The organism is Chryseobacterium sp. 22458, from assembly GCF_052044975.1.
Classification (GTDB): Bacteria; Bacteroidota; Bacteroidia; order Flavobacteriales; family Weeksellaceae; genus Chryseobacterium.
This window is the reverse complement of sequence record NZ_JBQEOA010000002.1, coordinates 314391-332244: the sequence shown is the minus strand read 5'-3', so window position 1 is coordinate 332244 and position 17854 is coordinate 314391. Positions and strand designations below refer to the sequence as shown.

Below are 17854 nucleotides of genomic sequence, written 5' to 3'. Positions count from 1 at the left end.
GTTTTTATGTTTAAGAATTGTCTTTTTTCAAATTCTTTAAAACTCTGTTAAGGACATCCGTTTGAATAACATGTTTTTTTAACAGGGTCCCAGCATCCTCCTGAGCCAACACACCATTCCGGTGCAGAACCACCCTGAATCTTTTTCAGATCTTGTGTTGACATTTTTTTCAGATTTTTCATATTAATTTTTTTGTTGTGATTTTAAATATAATAAGACCTGCCAAAGGCAATTTTTTATTCTTTAATGTACACTAAAACAGCATCGTCATTACCGGCTATTCCGTCTACATTTTTAGTAGCATCAGCAATTTTAAGTTCAGTAGAAGAAAAATCATCCACACTTTTTTGTAAGGTTTTGCTGGCGCCTGCTTCAGTATATGTAAGGGTTAATTTACCGTACATTCTATCATAAACCCATTTTCCTGAATAGCCTTCAGGCTTTACACAGTTTCCTGTGGCAGCATCAGTATCATATCTATCATAAACCCCGGAAAAATCAGCATTAATATGTATCTGCCCTTTCTTTTCACAAGTGGATACCGGATAGCTTTTCCCTTTAAACTCATATCGGGAAGGTTTCCATGTACCATTAATACTCACCTCATCTACTTTAGTATTACTTCTATCATCATCGCTACTGCAAGAAACAATCCCCATTATAACAATAAGCCCTATCAAAAATTTCATATTATATTTTTTATATTTTTAAAATAAAGATATTCCTGTATTGCTACAGGAATACCATTCATTATTATTTTTTCTAAGATACGTCAAATTAATTTACGTCCCAGAAAACTCTTGTTGATACTTTATCACCACCGATTTTAACAGCAGCTTTTTCAACATAAGTTTTGTTAAGTAAGTATTCCTGATCAGAATATTTCATTCTTACCGGAACAGATTCTACCGCAGAATCCTCAGGGTTATCAAATACCGGGTAATTTAGTCTTCTTGCAAAGTTCCATGCCTGGAATCCTTTATTAAACATTGCTACCCAAGCCTGGAAACCGATAGATTTTCTCCAGTTTGCAGCATCATAAGGGTTTGCTGCGATAAATGCAACCGCTGCTGCAGGAGCAATACCATATTCTGTCATAGAAGCAGTGATAGCTTCTCCATACAGACCTGCTGCTGATCCTCCAACGCTAAAGCCACGTGCCGCCGCTTCAGCTCTTAAGAATGAGATTTCTGAATGATCTAACAAAAATCCCTGAGCATTCTCTGAGAAAAGCATATAATCGCTATCTTCTCCCATATCAGGAACTCCGTTAATATCAATTTTTGGAGAAGTCATGTGCGAATAGTTCACAAATGAGTTTCCTTTTCCATAAACACCTCCTTTATAAAATCCTGTGTTAGGTTTATATTTTCCAGTAGTTTTGTCGAATTCTCTTTCTGCTTTTACAAACCATCTCGCTCTTCTAGGATCTGAAGTAGAGTTCATATAGTTGATTAACATCTCTGAAGGAACAAGGTCATTTCTACCAGACTGTACATCTTCCTGATATACAGGGTTAGCAAATAATCCTGATGGGAAAGACGCCAAACCAAAGTTATCTTCTTTACCTTCGAATAAACCTGCAGCATAAGCAGCTTCAGCAGTAGTTTTAGCCAGTGCCGGATCAGCATCTGCCATGGTTACTGCCAATTTGAATTTCAAAGAGTTCCCCATTTTTCTCCACTTAGACATGTTTCCTTTATAAAACAAATCATCAGCATAACCGGATTCTGTAGTATTGATCATTGCAACAGCAGCATCAATTCTTTTGATCAGATCCAGATAGATTGTTTTGGCATCATCATAAGGAATTTCAGAAGCTCCAGGATTTCCCGGTACTGCTTTTAAAGTTCCAAAATAAGGAACATCCCCATAGGTATCTACAAGGTTTGCCCATGTGTATACGCTGATCAGTTCAATGATAGCAATGTTGTTATTTTTCTTAGCTGCACTTACTCCTTCACCCTCCAGGAATTGTTTAGCATCTCTAAGTGCTGATAAAACCCCTGCAGAATGTACCGTAGCAGATCTGGAAGCCATCATTACATTATAATGGTTTCTTGGGATAGGTCTTGTTACCATATCATAGTTTGATTCATCTACATAAGTAGTTTGTGCCCATTGCTGAGTAAAGAATCTTGAGATGTTATTATTAACGTTTGGTGTTAGCATCTGTGATATTAACGCCTGCTCCGCACTTGCTACCAGTAATCCTGAAGGAACTACTGACGGGTGTTTCGGATCCTCATTCAAAGACGTGATGTCACTTTCACAAGAATTGGTGACTACCGTTAAAGAAATTAGACTTAATATTAAAAATATCTTTTTCATGTTTGTTTTAGAATTTTAGTGTTACATTGATACCGATGTCACGTGTTGTTGGCAATACCCCGATAGAGTTTCCTTTTGAAGCCAATCCGTTTCCAGTTCCTGCTTCAGGATCTGCGTAAGGTAAATTTTTGTGGATAATCCAAAGGTTTCTTCCAACTAAAGAAATTTTTGCTTCCTGTATAGAAGTATTGGCAAGAATTGATTTTGGAAGGCTGTATCCGATACTTGCCTCTCTTAGTTTCACATAAGAAGCATCATACACGAATCTGCTGTTTGGCATTCTTCTGTATCCGTCTACGTTACCAAAAAATTCCGGTGAACTTGTAGGAGTGGTATTAACCTGTCCGTTTGGATTTACTCCCGGATGGATTACCCCTGCAGTTCTGTCATTACCTATAGCGGTTTCTTCATATAAACCGGTAGCAAGACCATAGTACATATCTGTTGAGAATACATCTCCTCCATGTTTAATATCAATCAGGAAGCTTAAAGAAATTCCTTTATAGTTAAAGCTGTTTCTGATCCCTCCGATCCAGTCCGGAGTAATATTACCGATCACCTGATTTGGGTTTCTTAAGTATCTACCGTTAGCAGGGTCTATTACACGTTCTCCGTTGGCATTATATACGTAGTCTGATCCTACTAAAGCACCAAATGCTTCACCTACTCTTGCATTCAAAGAAACACCTCCCTGGTATTGTGCCAATAGATAGTTCTGAGAATCACCGTATAGGGAGATTACTTCGTTTTCGTTTTTAGACCAGTTTACATCAATATCCCAGCTAAAGTTAGAAGTTTTAAATGGTGTACCGTTTAACTGAATTTCAATACCTTTATTGTTAATCTGTCCTGCATTTACAAGGAATGTTCTATATCCTGTAGCAGAAGTTACCGGAAGGTTAATGATCTGGTCAAGTGTACGTGTTTTATAAACAGCAATATCAAAACCTAATCTGTTTTTAAGGAATTGAGCTTCCATACCAAATTCCAGTTCTTTCGATCTCTGTGGTTTAAGATCCGGATTTGCTAAGAAATAAGACTGGTTTACCAATCCTGTACTTCCGAACCCTCCTCTTACTCTGTATGTGTTATTTAACTGATAGTTAACTGTTGATGAACCTACTTCCGCATAGTTTGCTCTTACTTTCCAGAAGCTTAACCAGTTTTGTTTCCATAATTCAGAAAGAATCAAGGATCCTGTTGCTGAATAGTAATCGTAGGTATTATTAGCTTTCGGAAGGTTTGAACTTCTGTCTACTCTGTAAGTACCGTCTACGAATAATAAGTTTTTATATCCAAAAGATGCTGTAGCATATAAACTCGATGTAAGCCATTTTGCATAATTTTCATCCGGTGGAATGATCGGGCTGGCAGAGTTTGAAATAGCGAATAATCCTGGAGTTGCAAGACCTCCTTCAGTACTTGCATATACTGCATCACTTAAGTTTCTTCTGATGTTCCCCCCTACGATACCGCTAACGTTCAAATCTTCAACGATATCAAACTTGTAATTAGCAAATAAATCGAAGTTGGTCTCGGAAGTTCTTACATCCTGACGGGAATATCCTGAAGTTACATTATTTCCGGAAGCTCCAAATGCCTGAGGCAATGAACCGTTGGCCAATCTTTCTTCAATCAGCATTTGCATGTTGTCGTAAGATAATTTCCCTGTAATTCCGAAGTTTTTAGAAACATCATATTTCAACTGTGCATAGCTGAATGTTCTTGTTCTGGAATCGGACTGATAATTCTGGTATCTTTGGAAATAAGGGTTATTCCAGTAAGCGGGTGTTCCATTTTCCCCGGAAGTTCTGTTCCATGTATTATTCCCATTGTTAGATCTGGCATAAGCATCTCTAAGATCATAAAGATCTACGTTGGTCTGCCACCATTGTCTGAAACCGGTTACAATATTATCCGAATATCCTGTTTCATTTCTACCTTTTGTATCCTGGATAGTTAAGGTTGAAAATACAGTAGCGTGAAGTTTTTCAGTAAAGTCGTAGCTAAATTTAGCTGTCAAATTATTCTTTCTCAAATCTGAGTTTGGTAACAAACCATTAGAAAGCATATTTGAGTAAGATAAGGAAATGTTTGATGATTTATTTCCTTTTTCAAGGGAGATTGAGTTAACGTACGTTACAGGAGTATCAAAAAATTTGATAGGTCCGTTCTTAGCAGCTACCCAAGGTGTCGCCATCCCGTAATAAGGAGAAGTTGGGTCATAAGAATACCATTGACGAACTAACAGGTTAGGGTTAAATTCAGCTCCGTAAGATGCATCTTCAGTAAGAGGAACCTGGAATTCTCCGGTATTCGGGTCATGGTTGAAATATTCATCCGGATTACCGTCTCCGTCAGTATCATTTCCATACTGCGGTCCATAACCGGCACCATATCTTGACTGGTATTTAGGGAAAGTGGATTTGTCAATAAAACCTACGTTAATATTTGAGTTCAGTGTTACTCCCCAGCTTCCATCCTGTTTTCCGCGGCCGTTCTTGGTAACGATCAAAATTACCCCGTCACTACCACGTTCTCCATATAAAGCTGAAGCCGCTGCTCCTTTCAGAACGTTTATGCTTTCGATATCATTTTGGTTGATATCCGATAAAAAGTTTCCGTAATCAAATACAGTTCCTTTAACACTTCCGTTATTTACCGGTGAACCGTCAATTACAATTAGCGGAGATCCTCCTGACAGGGATTTATACCCTCTGATCAATAGGTTTGATGATCCGCCAAAGTTATTATTGGTATTAACCTGCAAACCTGCTACTTTACCTGAAAGTAATCCTGCTACGTTCCCGGTATTTGTAGTTCCGCCTGTCAGCGCTTCTGCTTTTACCTCTTCAGAAGCATACCCCAAAGATTTTTTCTCTCTTTTGATTCCGAGTGCAGTTACTACCACGCCCTCGATTTCTTTTGTTTTAATAGTATCATTCTTTTCCTGAGCATGTGCAACAGCTATAGAAGAAGACAACACTAAAACAAGAAGACCTGTTGTTAGTTTCTTCATATCAAATTTAATTTTTGTACCCTACAAATTTGTAAAACTTTATTAATACCACAAAGCAAAAATTAAAAAAAATATCATTTGTTCAATATTTACAAACAAATGGCATAAAAAAAATATTAAAATAAGTTAAAAACAAAATATTTAACAAAATCAACACATTTAAACTTTATTTTTTTTTAAGAAATAATAACAATCATTCACATTGATAATATCTATACGTATCCATACTCTCAAACTATATAATGTACTGAATCTCAATAAAGTGAACTATTATATTTAAATAAAACCTGATAAAACCTGAAAAAATACAATGTTTGGCATATTATTTTTTTTTAAAAAAAAGCTCCTTAAAAATTTACAGACACAAAAAAAACCGCCCGAAGGCGGTAATAAAATATATTAAAAATTTGTTTTGGGTTTATTTCATCCAGAATGGGGAGAAATTATTCACCGAATACATATCATCAATACTCGGATTAGGTACATTTGCTGTATTAGAAATATATTCGGATTGTGCATACATTAATCTCTTAGGCCTAGATGGATAATAAGAATTTAATGGCATTGGAAGTTGAGGAAACCCAGTTTTATTATAACTGATAAATGTTTCAGTTGGGTTAATATTTGTTAACGCAATCCATTTCTGATACTGAATAGCTTCAATTTTATTAGCGGTAGCAGCCCATCCCATTCCAGGTTTTGCAGCAATAGCCGCAATATACGTCGCAGGATTAGCAGTGGATCCCAACGTCTTAAATGACTCAGTAATTCCACTATTAAACATTGCAGCACCATCAAATGCCATTGTAGTAGGATATACAACAGAAGCTTCGGCTTGCAAAAATCTAACTTCTGACAATGTTAACACAAGTCCTGGAAGAGAAGCAAAAGCGTTAGCCTGAGCACTTGATTGAGCATAAGACATAAACAGCCCTAACGTTGCAAAACTTCCTTCAGTCATTCCTTGTATTTTACTTCCACCTTGAACTTGCCCAATCATATTAGCAGGATTTGTAGATGCTGCGCCAATACCTTTACCAACAAATAATCTAGAAATTCTGCTATCCACAACTCCGCTGGTTGCCGGCAACTCCCCTTTTAATGTTTTAATGATATGCTCAGATGCAAAAGTAGATCTGAAACCTGTACTAAGCTCTCCTGAGTTAATATCTATTCTTCCAAATGTATTGTAGAATGGATTTCTTTGATCAGCAGTAGAACCATTGTATCCTGGTTGAATTTTAACATCTGCACTGATAAAATTTAATAAAGGATTTGGTTGTTCTGTAGTTGGGTTTAAAAGCGGGGCCATAGCCTGTAATTCTGCATTTCTCCATGCTAACACTTCTGCATCAGTACATTTTGAAAGCCTTACGAGCATTTTAAGCTTCACAGTATTAGCCATCTGAGTCCAGAAAGTTTTCCAGTCGTTATTATTTTGTGGTGAATTAGACCCCAAGAAAATAGGATCTTCATTCGTATTAAGTTGAAAAGTTACCCCCTCCGGCTCTTGTTGAATTAATACAAGTGATTGATTAAGCTCTGCCATAAGTCCCTTGTAAATATCTTTTGCTTTATCATATTTAGGGTTTTTATTAGCCTGACCTTTAAAAGCTTCTGAATATGGAGCATCATTATAAAGATCAACGATCATTTGCATATAATAAGCTTTCATAATTTTAGCTACTGCCATATGATGTGGGTATTTTTCTGAATTAGGAGCATCAATAACGCTCTGAAGGTTTGACAGTCCTAAATAAAGATTATCCCAAATAGTATCATAAAATTGAGAGTCAGCTCTCATTCTGAATTCATCACCATAAGGAGATGCATAATAATAGATATTCCCCGCCCAAGCATTCATCATCAGGTTACCAAATCTATTCATCGTATTTGCCTGTGTTCTGAAAATAACAGTCTCTGCTGCTCCAAGCCTATCTTTAGGCGTCACCTGGTTGGTATATGCTTCGTTTACGTTTTTATTGACATCTAAGAAATCATTGCTACATGAATTGAAAAACAGCAGCGTCGTCATTCCTAAAATTGGTATTAGTATCTTTTTCATTGTTATCTATTTAAAAATTAATCGTAGTAGTAAAACCTACTGTTCTTGTTGATGGATATTGATTTGCATTGGAAATACCTGAAATATTTCCTGTTGTAAATGATGCTTCAGGATCTGCATACCCTCTGTTTTCTTTTGCAAATTTGAAGAATGGATTTCTCGCATAAACACTAAAGCTTAATCCCGTCAAACCTATAGACCTTGCAGAATCTGAACTTAATGCATAAGAAACACCTAGTTCTCTAACTCTAAATGCAGTACCACTCATAATAAAGTTTTCACCAATTCTGGAATATACACTTCCATAATAATCTGGTAATCCTTGATAAGTATTCCCTCCAGATTTTATTGAAGTATTTTCAACATATTGACCTGCAGAATTCATGTAAACAGAGTTTGGAATAATATATCCTCCCTGAGTTCTATCGAATTCAGCTGACTGCTCCAGATTTCCACTGAAAGCTAATCCCTGCATAGCTCCTGAATAAATCTTCCCTCCGTTTCTATATTCCAACACAGCATATAAACCGAAATTTTTATACTTAAAATTCGTATTAAAAGCTAATGTATAATTTGGTGTAACACGTCCAAAATTCTTATAATTATTGGTAATGTATGGATTTCCATTATCTGGATTGATAATGATTCTACCTTGCTCATCTCTCATGTAAGCAGTAGCTTTTAACATAGGAAACTCTTCTCCTTTTACCGCAAAAATCCCAGCATTACCTCCAGTAGAAAGATTGACTTCATCTTGTCCATTAGCTAATTCAATTACCTTCGTTCTATTGATAACCCAAGCTAAATTCAGATCCCATGTGAAGTCACTTGTTTTAACTGGTGTTGCACCCAAGGTAACTTCCATCCCTTTATTTCGAATATCACCAACATTAACTGGAGTATATCTTAATCCTGATGCTGATGAAGTCGTCTGATTGGTAATCAGATCTTTTGTAGTCTGGATATAAAAACTGGCATCTAAAGTAATTCTGTTCTTAAGGAATCCTAAACCAATACTCACATCATTACTGGTTACTTTTTCTGGTCTGATATTAGTATCCGTAGGAGTCTGATTATTAACAAAACTTAGTGGAGATGATGAACTGAAAGGATAACCGGTTCCTAAAACCACAGTATCTTCAATACCAAAGATAGTTACCGGGTCATTCCCTACTCTTGTATGAGATGCTTTTACAACCAATCTGCTGATAATATCACTCTCTACATTAAACGCTTTCAAAGGCATAAATGACACCCCTCCTGAATAATAGAAGTAATCAGCATCACTTTTCGCATTTTTATCAGCATGAAGAAGTTTAGATGAATTTTCATATCGAGCAGTACCATTCACAAATAAATAATCTTTATAAGAAAGATCCATATTGGCAAAGAATGCAAATCTGTTATCTATAAACCTTTTATTGTTTAAGTTATATGGAATTGTCAAATTCGAAAGATTCCAATACTGATAGATTCCTGGAATTTTAATTCCTGTACCACCTACAGAGGTCGTCTTAGAATCTGTCTGCTGTACATTATATCCTAATGTCAATTTAAAATTAATGTCTTTTGTAAAGTCATAATTAAAATTAGCCATCAAGTCATTATAGTAATACCTTGTGACTGCATTAGACTGAGATAGAGTTGAAGTAATTCCGCCCAATGCTCCTTCTTCATCTATAGTTGCAACTAAAGGTCTCGCATTACTCGCAGAATATCCGTTATTATAATTTAAAATATCAGTAGATGTTACCTGTGCTGTCCCTGTATTGACTAATGAAATGTGGTCATTGATCTTATATCCCAATGAAATTGTTCCATTTAGGATATCTATTTTAGAATTATTCCTTACGTTATTGATTGTCCAATAAGGATTCTGATAAAACATAGTCCATCCATAAGGATGTGGGCTATCTTTGAAAGATGTAATTGGAACTTCAGCAGCAGATTGAAGAAGATTACTGTAAAGATCCGGGGTTGTTGTAGAAACAGATCGGTTAATATAAGTAACCGTTCCATCTAAACTCAAATTACCTAACTTAAATCCTCCATTGAACATTACCGAGGTTTTCTTTAATTTATCATCCGCCACAATAAACTCTCTATCCTGACGGTTAATTGACAATCCTGCATATGCACCCTCACTTCCAGCTGTAATCGTTAAAGTATTATTAAGATTAAGACCTGTATTAAAAAATTCTTTGGCATTATTCTTTTTTCTAGCTGCAAATGGTGCAAAAACAGATGCAGCAGCATCTTCCGAAGGAACATCACCATCTGCATTAACGAAAATGAAACCATCACCATTCACATCATAAAAAGGTACTCCAATAGCTACATTCTGACCCGCATAGTTAGGGTCCGAATACGCAGGGCCCCAAGATCCATTTTCTACGTGAATTCTATCCCCATACCATCCTTGTCCATACTTTTGCTGTCTGGCAGGTATAAAAGATACATTATCAAATTCAACATTACTATTAAAATTAACCCTAGCCTTTCTACTTCCACTACCTTTTTTAGTCGTAATAATGATAGCTCCGTTTACCCCCTGAGATCCGTAAAGAGCTGCTCCTTGAAGACCTAATAAAGTTGTAGTGGACTCAATCATATCAGCTGGTAACGCCTGGAAAATAGTCATAGAAGAGATTACACCGTCAATAACGATCAATGGCGCTGTACTTCCTGTCAATGTTCTGGATCCTCTAATTTTAATATCATAAGTACCGTCAACACTACTGCTTGTTTTGTTGATTGTTAATCCCGGAACTTTACTTGCTAACGCAGCTACTGCATTGGGTGCTCCAGCCTGAGTAAGTTTATCTTTACCAATAACGGCAGCGGTTGAAGTTTGAGCATCTAGCTTCATTTTTCTGTTCATGGCACCGGTCATGATCACCTCACCAATCTCTGTTGTCTTAATGGTATCTTTTTTCTGACCGCTTGCTATCGCAAAAGTAGAAGTAAGCACTACCACCAAAACACTAGTTGTTAATTTCTTCATGTTTAAAATGATTATTTTTTTATTGCCTACAAATATGTGAAACTTTCTTAAAATCAGCAAGTAAAAATGTTAATTTCTCATAATTCACATAATACACATCAATAAAAAAGCACTATAAAAGCCGATAAAACAACAAAAAAGTAAAAACTTTAAAGATAAAAAAACAACATCAAATTACTAACAAACCTGTATAAATAAAGCAAAAATAAGATACTCATACCATAATCAATAAAGCATTAAAAATCCCGTAAAACCATTTCTTTTTAAATTTTATACTTTTGCAATTATTAGAAAAACTTCATGGAGTTAATAAAAAACTGGTCAAATCTTTATATTGAAGCCGGATGTGATGAGGTGGGAAGAGGCTGTTTAAGTGGCCCCGTGGTAGCTGCTGCAGTTATTTTAGACGATGATTTCAAACAGAATCTGGTGAATGATTCCAAAAAGTTAACATTTAAAACCCGAATGGATTTAGATAGCTATATCAAGGATAATGTTAAGAATTATGCCATTGCAGAATTACCACCTGCATTCATTGATGAACACAATATCCTTAACGCAAGTATCCATGCCATGCACCGAGCATTGGATCAGTTAACAATAACACCAGAGCTTATTTTAGTGGATGGCAACAAATTTCATCCGTACAATTATATTCCGCATCAATGTATCATTAAAGGAGATTCCAAAGTGTTATCCATTGCAGCAGCTTCTATCCTTGCGAAAAATTACCGGGATAAACTGATGATCGAACTACACGAGGAACATCCCCAATATGGCTGGGACACCAATTTCGGCTATGCCACCAAAAAGCACCAGGAAGCCCTCATAAAACATGGCCCCACTAAATATCACAGACAGTCTTTCAGACTGAAATATGATTAAAATACAGTATTTAAAATCAGGAAAATCAAAATATTTGAATGTCATGATTCAATAAAAAAGAGAAGCAATCAATGATTACTTCTCTTTTTTATTATAATGAAATTATTTTCTATTTCTTTTTTCTCTGCTGCTCCTGGGCTTGTTGCTGTTCCTGAGCTTTCTCCATCATTTCTCTCATTCTCTTCTGGAATTTACCTTCTGTTTTCGGTTTTTCCTTATTGGACTGAATCTGAGCATGAATTTTTTTCTCATCCAGAATCCAGTATTTAATCACAAGAATGATCAGAATGTTAATCGCATTGGATACGAAATAGTACCATGAAAGACCTGATGCGGAAGTATTCAGGAAGAACAGGAATGTAATCGGGAAAATATACATCAATACTTTCATATTAGGCATTCCTTCCTGTTGTGGCTGCTGCATATTTCCTGAAGTCATTACGGTATAGATCAAAATGACCACTGTACAAGCCAATGCAAAAATACTTAAGTGATCTCCCAGGAAAGGAATTTTAAATGGCAGCTTGATCAGATCATCATATGCTGTCAGATCTTTTGCAAACCAGAATCCCTGCCCCCTAAGATCAATAAAGTTCGGGAAGAAACGGAATAATGCATAGAAAATAGGAATCTGAACCAATGCAGGTAAACATCCCGCCATCTGGTTAACTCCGGCTTTTCTGTAAACTTCCATCGTTGCCTGCTGTTTCTTCATTGGATCTGCATCCTTGAATTTTGCATTAACCTCATCAATTTCCGGACGGATTACCTTCATCATTGCACTCAGCTTGTGCTGTTTGTACATAATTGGTGATAAAATCAGCTTAACAATGATCGTCATTACAAAGATCACCCAACCTGCAGATAATCCCCAGCCTGCAATGATTGCATACAACCACATAAAGAAATAACGGTTCATTGCCCCGATGAATGACCAACCTAACGGAAGAATCTCATCAAAGTTCTTATCATATGATTTAAGCAATGGTAAATCCAATGGCATGAAATACCATGTAAAATCCTGGTTAAGCTCACTGCCAGTCATCTGAACAAAACCTTCATAGTTTAATTTCTTCAGATATTCACCTTCTTCAACGTTCTCCTGATTTCCTTTACTTTGGGTAAATCCGTTTTTAGCTTCAATAACGGAAGCAAAAAACTGTTGTTTTACACCAATCCAGTTAAGGGTTTCCTTTTCTTCCTCCATTGTTGTTCTTCCGTCATAATCATAATCTTTATAATTATTGAAAGCATATGAAAACTCTGAATGAGACTGTTCCTGGGCTCTACCTTTTTCAAGGTTTCTTACATTGTAATCCCAGATAAAATCTGCTTTGTTATCAGCTGTAACATTAGCAAGTCCCTGTGTTCTTACTTTAAAATCTAAAGTGTATTTATCTAATAAAGTATAAATAAACTGGATAACAGCACCATTATAATTGGCAGTCATGGTTACTGCGTTTCCATTAACAGCAGGTGAGAAAACTAAATCTTTAGTATTGATCACCTTTCCTGTTTTATCTTTAAACTGGAATCCGTATTTAGAATTATTTTTGTTGATCAGATAAAGTGGCTGATCAGCATTATCTGTTTTCTGGTTGTAGGCTTTATATTTCAAAAGCTCTACTTTAGAAACCTGTCCTCCTAAGCTTGAAAACTCAAGTTTCAGTTCGTTATTTCCAAGACTTGCAGTCTGGATCGCATTAGGAGTTACATTTGGATTGATATTGGTTACCTGAGCTTGTTTTACAGCATTTTTTACCTGTTCTGTCTTTTGCTGCTGAGCTTTCAGCTCCTCTTCTTTCATCTGCTTGTTCTGGAAATAGAACATAAAACCGAAGAGAACCAGGCATAAAACCGCAAAACTGATCATTTGCTTCTTATCGATTCCGTTGTTTTGTTGCATTTTATTTTATATTAAAATTTTAAACTTAAAATGTACGTACGGATGTACGTAATTTGAGCTGACAAAAATACTGTTTTTTTATCAAAACTCTATGCTTTACGTTGTTAGTATATAATAAACTCAGGCTGAGAAAAATCAACCTGAGTTTATATCTAGACGTTTATGATAAAAATTTACCTTATTTCTTTTCGCAAGCCTTGATGAAAGCTCTGAATAAAGGATGCGGCGTTGCTACCGTACTCTTATATTCCGGGTGGTACTGAACACCCACATAGAACGGGTGATCAGGAAGTTCAAGGGCTTCTACCAATCCTGTTTCAGGGTTAGTACCTGTAGCCAGGAATCCGTTTTTCTCAAATTCCTGAAGATAATCACTGTTGAATTCATAACGGTGACGGTGTCTTTCAGAAATATTTTTACTTCCATAGATATCATTCAGCTTAGAGCCGTTTTTCAAGGCACATTTCCAAGCCCCAAGACGCATCGTACCTCCTTTATCTACAACATTTTTCTGCTCTTCCATCAATGAGATCACAGGATCCGGAGTAGCAGTATCAAATTCCATAGAGTTTGCTTTTGTATGTCCTAAAACATTTCTGGCAAATTCAATGGTCATAATCTGCATTCCTAAGCAGATTCCCAACATCGGAATTTTATTTTCTCTGGCATATTTTGCGGTAAGAACTTTTCCTTCAATTCCTCTGTCTCCAAAACCTGGAGCCACAAGAATACCATTCACACCTTTCAGTGTATCTTTAATATTTTCTTCTGTAATATCTCCACTGTATACCCATCTTACTTTTACTTCAGTCTCAAGGTCTGCTCCTGCATGTTTGAATGCTTCAGCAATAGAAATATAGGAATCCTGAAGAGATACATATTTTCCAACCAATGCAATTTCAACAGTTTTCTTAGGATTCTGGAATTTCTTCACAAATGTTTTCCAGTCTTTAAGATCGGCATCTTTATCACTTTTCAGATCAAGTTCTTTTAAAACTACATCATCAAAGTTCTGCTTCTGAAGATACATCGGAACTTCATAGATCGTTTCCATATCCTTACATTCGATAACGTTTTCTAATGGAACGTTACAGAACTGAGCTAGTTTGGCTCTCTGATCTTTTGGAATTTTATGTTCCGTTCTGCAAACCAATACATCAGCCATAATTCCGCTTTCCATCAGCTGACGAACAGAATGCTGAGATGGTTTTGTTTTTAATTCTCCACTTGAAGCCAAATAAGGCAATAAAGTAAGGTGAATTACCATAGAATTATTCTCTCCCAATTCCCATTTCAGCTGACGAACAGTTTCAATGTATGGTAAAGATTCAATATCCCCAACAGTTCCTCCGATCTCGGTAATAATGATATCGTAGTTCTGTTTAGAAAGGATTTTAATTCTACGCTTGATTTCGTTAGTAATATGAGGAATTACCTGAACTGTTTTTCCAAGGAAGTCTCCTTTTCTTTCTTTTTCAATGACAGTCTGATAGATTTTTCCTGTAGTAACGTTATTGTTTTGGGATGTAGGAGCATCAAGGTAACGCTCATAGTGACCTAAATCCAGATCCGTCTCCGCACCATCTTCAGTCACATAACACTCTCCGTGTTCATAAGGATTCAAAGTTCCCGGGTCGATATTGATATAAGGATCAAGTTTTTGGATCGTTACGTTAAAACCGCGTGATTTTAGCAATAGTCCCAGAGAAGCAGAAACGATTCCTTTTCCCAAAGATGAAGTAACACCTCCTGTCACAAAGATGTATTTTGTATTCTTTTTACTCATTAGATTAGGTTTGTGCAAAGTTAGGGGAAAAAGAGATACAAAGCAATTTTGTAATGATTTTTTGTATTTTAGATTTCTAAATTAATGTAATGTATAATAAAGAAAAGCTAGTAGAAGCAATAAAAAACTATCCTGAAAACAATCTTACAAAAAATATTATTATACCATTACTTGAAACACTAGGATATAATAAAGTGGAATTTTTCGGGGGAACATCCGAAGAAGGAAAAGATATTGTTTTTTGGGAGAATGACCCAATGGGCGATACCTTTTTAAATGTTGCACAAGTAAAACATTTCAAATTCACTAATTCATCTAATAGTTCAAACAGTTTTCAAACAGTTGCTAATCAGTTAGCAGTATGCTTCAATAAAAAGGTTCCTCATTCAGACGGTTTCACACAAAAACCGTCTAAAGTCTGGCTTATTACCACTCATGAAATTGATTCTAAAACACTTCTCACTTTTTATGATGATTCTCCAACAATACAACAAGATAAAATAAGAATAATAGATGGCGCCAAACTTGCAGATTTAATTACGAGAAAAGCTCCAGAATTAATCAAAGACTTACTAGGAATTGATTTTGAAATAAAAAATAAACTTACACCCAAATTCAGCAATGATATTCTTCTAAGAGCACTTGGTAAAGATAGAGTTAAAGATATCAAAATGATCTATACAGATGTTGACTTTTCAATAGGAAAACAAACAACTGAATTATTTTTCAATACTAGTTTCGATCCTAAAACCAAAACTATTACTTTAAACTTTGATGAATGGAAAAAGTTTCAAAATCTCTGTTTAGAAATTAAAAATGACTTTAATTTATCTTTTCTTGAACAAGACGTTCATATTATAAAAGAAAAATACTTAAAAAAGGAGCAAGCATATAATGACAATTCAACAGAAATACAATTGCTTCAAGAACAAATAAATTACTTAAATAATGAGAATAATTTAAGTACAGAAAATATTAATCAAGAGATCACAAAAATCAATGCTATAAAAAAAAGCTCAAAGCCAACTATTAGTACAGAAGAACGACTTAAAATTGACAACATTGATTCCATTATAAAATATCATAGGAGTAAAATAGCAATAAATCAGAATTCCATTCAAACTCAATCAAAAAAACAAAAATTACTAAAATTAAAAAATGACAACTTTAAAGTTAGAATAAAGATTATTGGGAAAGATTTATGTGAACAAATACTAGCCAAAAGAAAATACATTGAAAATGGTATAGAACTAATTAATAATAAAAAATATAATCAGAAAGAATTAAAAGACTTTATTGGAAAATGTGATAACATTATTAATCAGTGTTCAAAATTTTTTGAATTTCAAAATCGTGATTTTAAAGAAACCTTAGGAACAAAATCAAATTACACTTATGGAGAACATCTTAATAATATAAGATTTAGACTTCCAATAAATGAAGTTTTTGAAACTGGTTTAAATATTTCAGTTTTAGGAGAAGCTGGTGCAGGAAAATCTACTAGTCTTGAAATGTTTGCACATAAAAAGAAAGAATCAGAAAAGAAGGTATTCTTCTTACCGTTAGGTTACATTATAAAAGATTTCAAATTTAGTTTTTCTAATGATAAAATTAATAGTTCAGAATACATTGAAGAATTAATTATATTCTACTTAAAGAAAATTGAAGTTTTCATAAACCTACATGAATTAAAAAAACATCTCTCAGATAGAAAGACCATAATTATATTTGATGGACTTGATGAAGCAATAAAACTTCAACCCGATTTGCCAGACTTAATTAAATCATTTTCAAAAATTTATACTAAAATCCAATTTATTATATCCTCTAGATACTATGGAGAATATATTAATAAAATTCCTTTTTTTTCAGTAACACTTCTCCCTTTTACTGATAATCAAAGAATAGAATTTATAAAGAAATGGTTTACTGATGGAGATATTTCAATACAAAAAAAGGTTTTAAATCATCTCAACCAAAATGAAGAAATGGATAAAATTATCAGAAACCCTTTACTAACAACAACATTGTGTGTTTTAGCAGAAAATGGATTAAGCTTACCAACAACAGAAATAAGATTATATGAAGAAAGACTAAAGTTATTCTGTGGGTATTATGACAATGTAAAACATATTTCAACAAGAATAACCTCTCTTCCCTCTTTACTTGAGAATATTTCACAAAAAATAGCATTCCATTTACATTCTTGCAACGCAAGAGAAATGGATTTAAAAAATATTACTAAAAATATTTTAAAAACGTTAAAGTACAAATACACTAAAATTGAAATAGAAAAAGGAATTGAAGAACTAATTTCACCATGTGAAATTCTTGTCCCCATGACTGGGAATAAAAATTATGGTTTTGGCCATTTAAGATTTCAAGAACATTTAGTAGCTAAAGAAATTGCATCCAATAGGCAAATAGATTATTTTAAATATATCAAAACAGAGTGGTGGTATGGGCCAATCCTATTATATCTTTATATTAGTAATGATTTCGAATTTTTTATTAAGGCATTAGGAGATAAAGGTCTAATAAATTCTCCTATCGTAAATTTCATTTTTAACTCTATTAAAGGTCCTATTGAATATTTAACTTCTGATCTTATTGAAAAATATCAAGTTATAGAAACTGGAGGAGTAAAAAATGATAACTATGACAATATAGAGGATATCAGATTCTAGAAAATTATTCTTGATCATTTCAAAATTGAGAGAATAAACTAAAATTCCAACAATATTTCGTTTTTATTTTATTTTTTATAAAAGAAAGACCTCAACCAGTGAAATTTCATATTATAAATTTTAGAAAATAACAAGATTTATAAGTAAAGCTAGATAAGAAAACAATTTTAC

At 34.5% G+C, this 17854-nt stretch carries 10 protein-coding genes; 2 read left to right on the top strand and 8 right to left on the bottom strand.

Annotated features, from left to right (window positions below; all coding sequences use genetic code 11):
• Positions 1-47: 47 nt before the first annotated feature.
• The 6 genes from ACTJJF_RS08840 to ACTJJF_RS08815 all read right to left on the bottom strand — a co-directional run bounded on the left by ACTJJF_RS08840 (position 48) and on the right by ACTJJF_RS08815 (position 10419).
• Positions 48-182 (bottom strand): bacteriocin-like protein, encoded by a 135-nt coding sequence (locus ACTJJF_RS08840; protein WP_409514636.1) that lies wholly within the window; start codon positions 180-182, stop codon positions 48-50.
• Between the two features lie 54 nt (positions 183-236).
• A complete protein-coding gene (locus ACTJJF_RS08835; RefSeq protein WP_440699411.1) occupies positions 237-689 on the bottom strand; it encodes a lipocalin family protein in 453 nt (150 codons plus the stop codon).
• Positions 690-777: 88 nt separating this feature from the next.
• Positions 778-2331, bottom strand: coding sequence for a SusD/RagB family nutrient-binding outer membrane lipoprotein (locus ACTJJF_RS08830; RefSeq protein ID WP_312298531.1), 1554 nt, complete (start codon positions 2329-2331; stop codon positions 778-780).
• Between the two features lie 7 nt (positions 2332-2338).
• A complete protein-coding gene (locus ACTJJF_RS08825; RefSeq protein ID WP_312298533.1) occupies positions 2339-5350 on the bottom strand; it encodes a SusC/RagA family TonB-linked outer membrane protein in 3012 nt (1003 codons plus the stop codon).
• 418 nt (positions 5351-5768) lie between these two features.
• Positions 5769-7415 (bottom strand): SusD/RagB family nutrient-binding outer membrane lipoprotein, encoded by a 1647-nt coding sequence (locus tag ACTJJF_RS08820; RefSeq protein WP_312298534.1) that lies wholly within the window; start codon positions 7413-7415, stop codon positions 5769-5771.
• Positions 7416-7425: 10 nt separating this feature from the next.
• On the bottom strand, positions 7426-10419 hold the full coding sequence (locus tag ACTJJF_RS08815; RefSeq protein WP_440699410.1) for a SusC/RagA family TonB-linked outer membrane protein: 2994 nt from the start codon (positions 10417-10419) through the stop codon (positions 7426-7428).
• A gap of 300 nt (positions 10420-10719) precedes the next feature.
• Here ACTJJF_RS08815 and ACTJJF_RS08810 point away from each other — a divergent pair, with 300 nt between their 5' ends.
• Complete coding sequence (locus tag ACTJJF_RS08810) at positions 10720-11304, top strand: ribonuclease HII (protein ID WP_312298540.1); 585 nt, start codon at positions 10720-10722, stop codon at positions 11302-11304.
• Between the two features lie 109 nt (positions 11305-11413).
• Here the strand turns inward: ACTJJF_RS08810 and yidC are convergent, their stop codons facing one another.
• Both yidC and ACTJJF_RS08800 read right to left on the bottom strand, forming a co-directional pair.
• Positions 11414-13210, bottom strand: a complete 1797-nt coding sequence (gene yidC, locus ACTJJF_RS08805; RefSeq protein WP_440699409.1) for a membrane protein insertase YidC — start codon at positions 13208-13210, stop codon at positions 11414-11416.
• Positions 13211-13388: 178 nt separating this feature from the next.
• Positions 13389-14996, bottom strand: a complete 1608-nt coding sequence (locus tag ACTJJF_RS08800) for a CTP synthase (RefSeq protein ID WP_312298543.1) — start codon at positions 14994-14996, stop codon at positions 13389-13391.
• 89 nt (positions 14997-15085) lie between these two features.
• Here ACTJJF_RS08800 and ACTJJF_RS08795 point away from each other — a divergent pair, with 89 nt between their 5' ends.
• Positions 15086-17683 carry an NACHT domain-containing protein gene (locus ACTJJF_RS08795; protein ID WP_440699408.1) on the top strand — a complete coding sequence of 866 codons (2598 nt, stop codon included), beginning with the start codon at positions 15086-15088 and terminating at the stop codon, positions 17681-17683.
• Positions 17684-17854: the final 171 nt, after the last annotated feature.

Coding starts and splice junctions, on each gene's coding strand:
- ACTJJF_RS08840 (WP_409514636.1), bottom strand. CDS start 182: ATGAAAAATCTGAAAAAAATGTCAACACAAGATCTGAAAAAGATTCAG.
- ACTJJF_RS08835 (WP_440699411.1), bottom strand. CDS start 689: ATGAAATTTTTGATAGGGCTTATTGTTATAATGGGGATTGTTTCTTGC.
- ACTJJF_RS08830 (WP_312298531.1), bottom strand. CDS start 2,331: ATGAAAAAGATATTTTTAATATTAAGTCTAATTTCTTTAACGGTAGTC.
- ACTJJF_RS08825 (WP_312298533.1), bottom strand. CDS start 5,350: ATGAAGAAACTAACAACAGGTCTTCTTGTTTTAGTGTTGTCTTCTTCT.
- ACTJJF_RS08820 (WP_312298534.1), bottom strand. CDS start 7,415: ATGAAAAAGATACTAATACCAATTTTAGGAATGACGACGCTGCTGTTT.
- ACTJJF_RS08815 (WP_440699410.1), bottom strand. CDS start 10,419: ATGAAGAAATTAACAACTAGTGTTTTGGTGGTAGTGCTTACTTCTACT.
- ACTJJF_RS08810 (WP_312298540.1), top strand. CDS start 10,720: ATGGAGTTAATAAAAAACTGGTCAAATCTTTATATTGAAGCCGGATGT.
- yidC (WP_440699409.1), bottom strand. CDS start 13,210: ATGCAACAAAACAACGGAATCGATAAGAAGCAAATGATCAGTTTTGCG.
- ACTJJF_RS08800 (WP_312298543.1), bottom strand. CDS start 14,996: ATGAGTAAAAAGAATACAAAATACATCTTTGTGACAGGAGGTGTTACT.
- ACTJJF_RS08795 (WP_440699408.1), top strand. CDS start 15,086: ATGTATAATAAAGAAAAGCTAGTAGAAGCAATAAAAAACTATCCTGAA.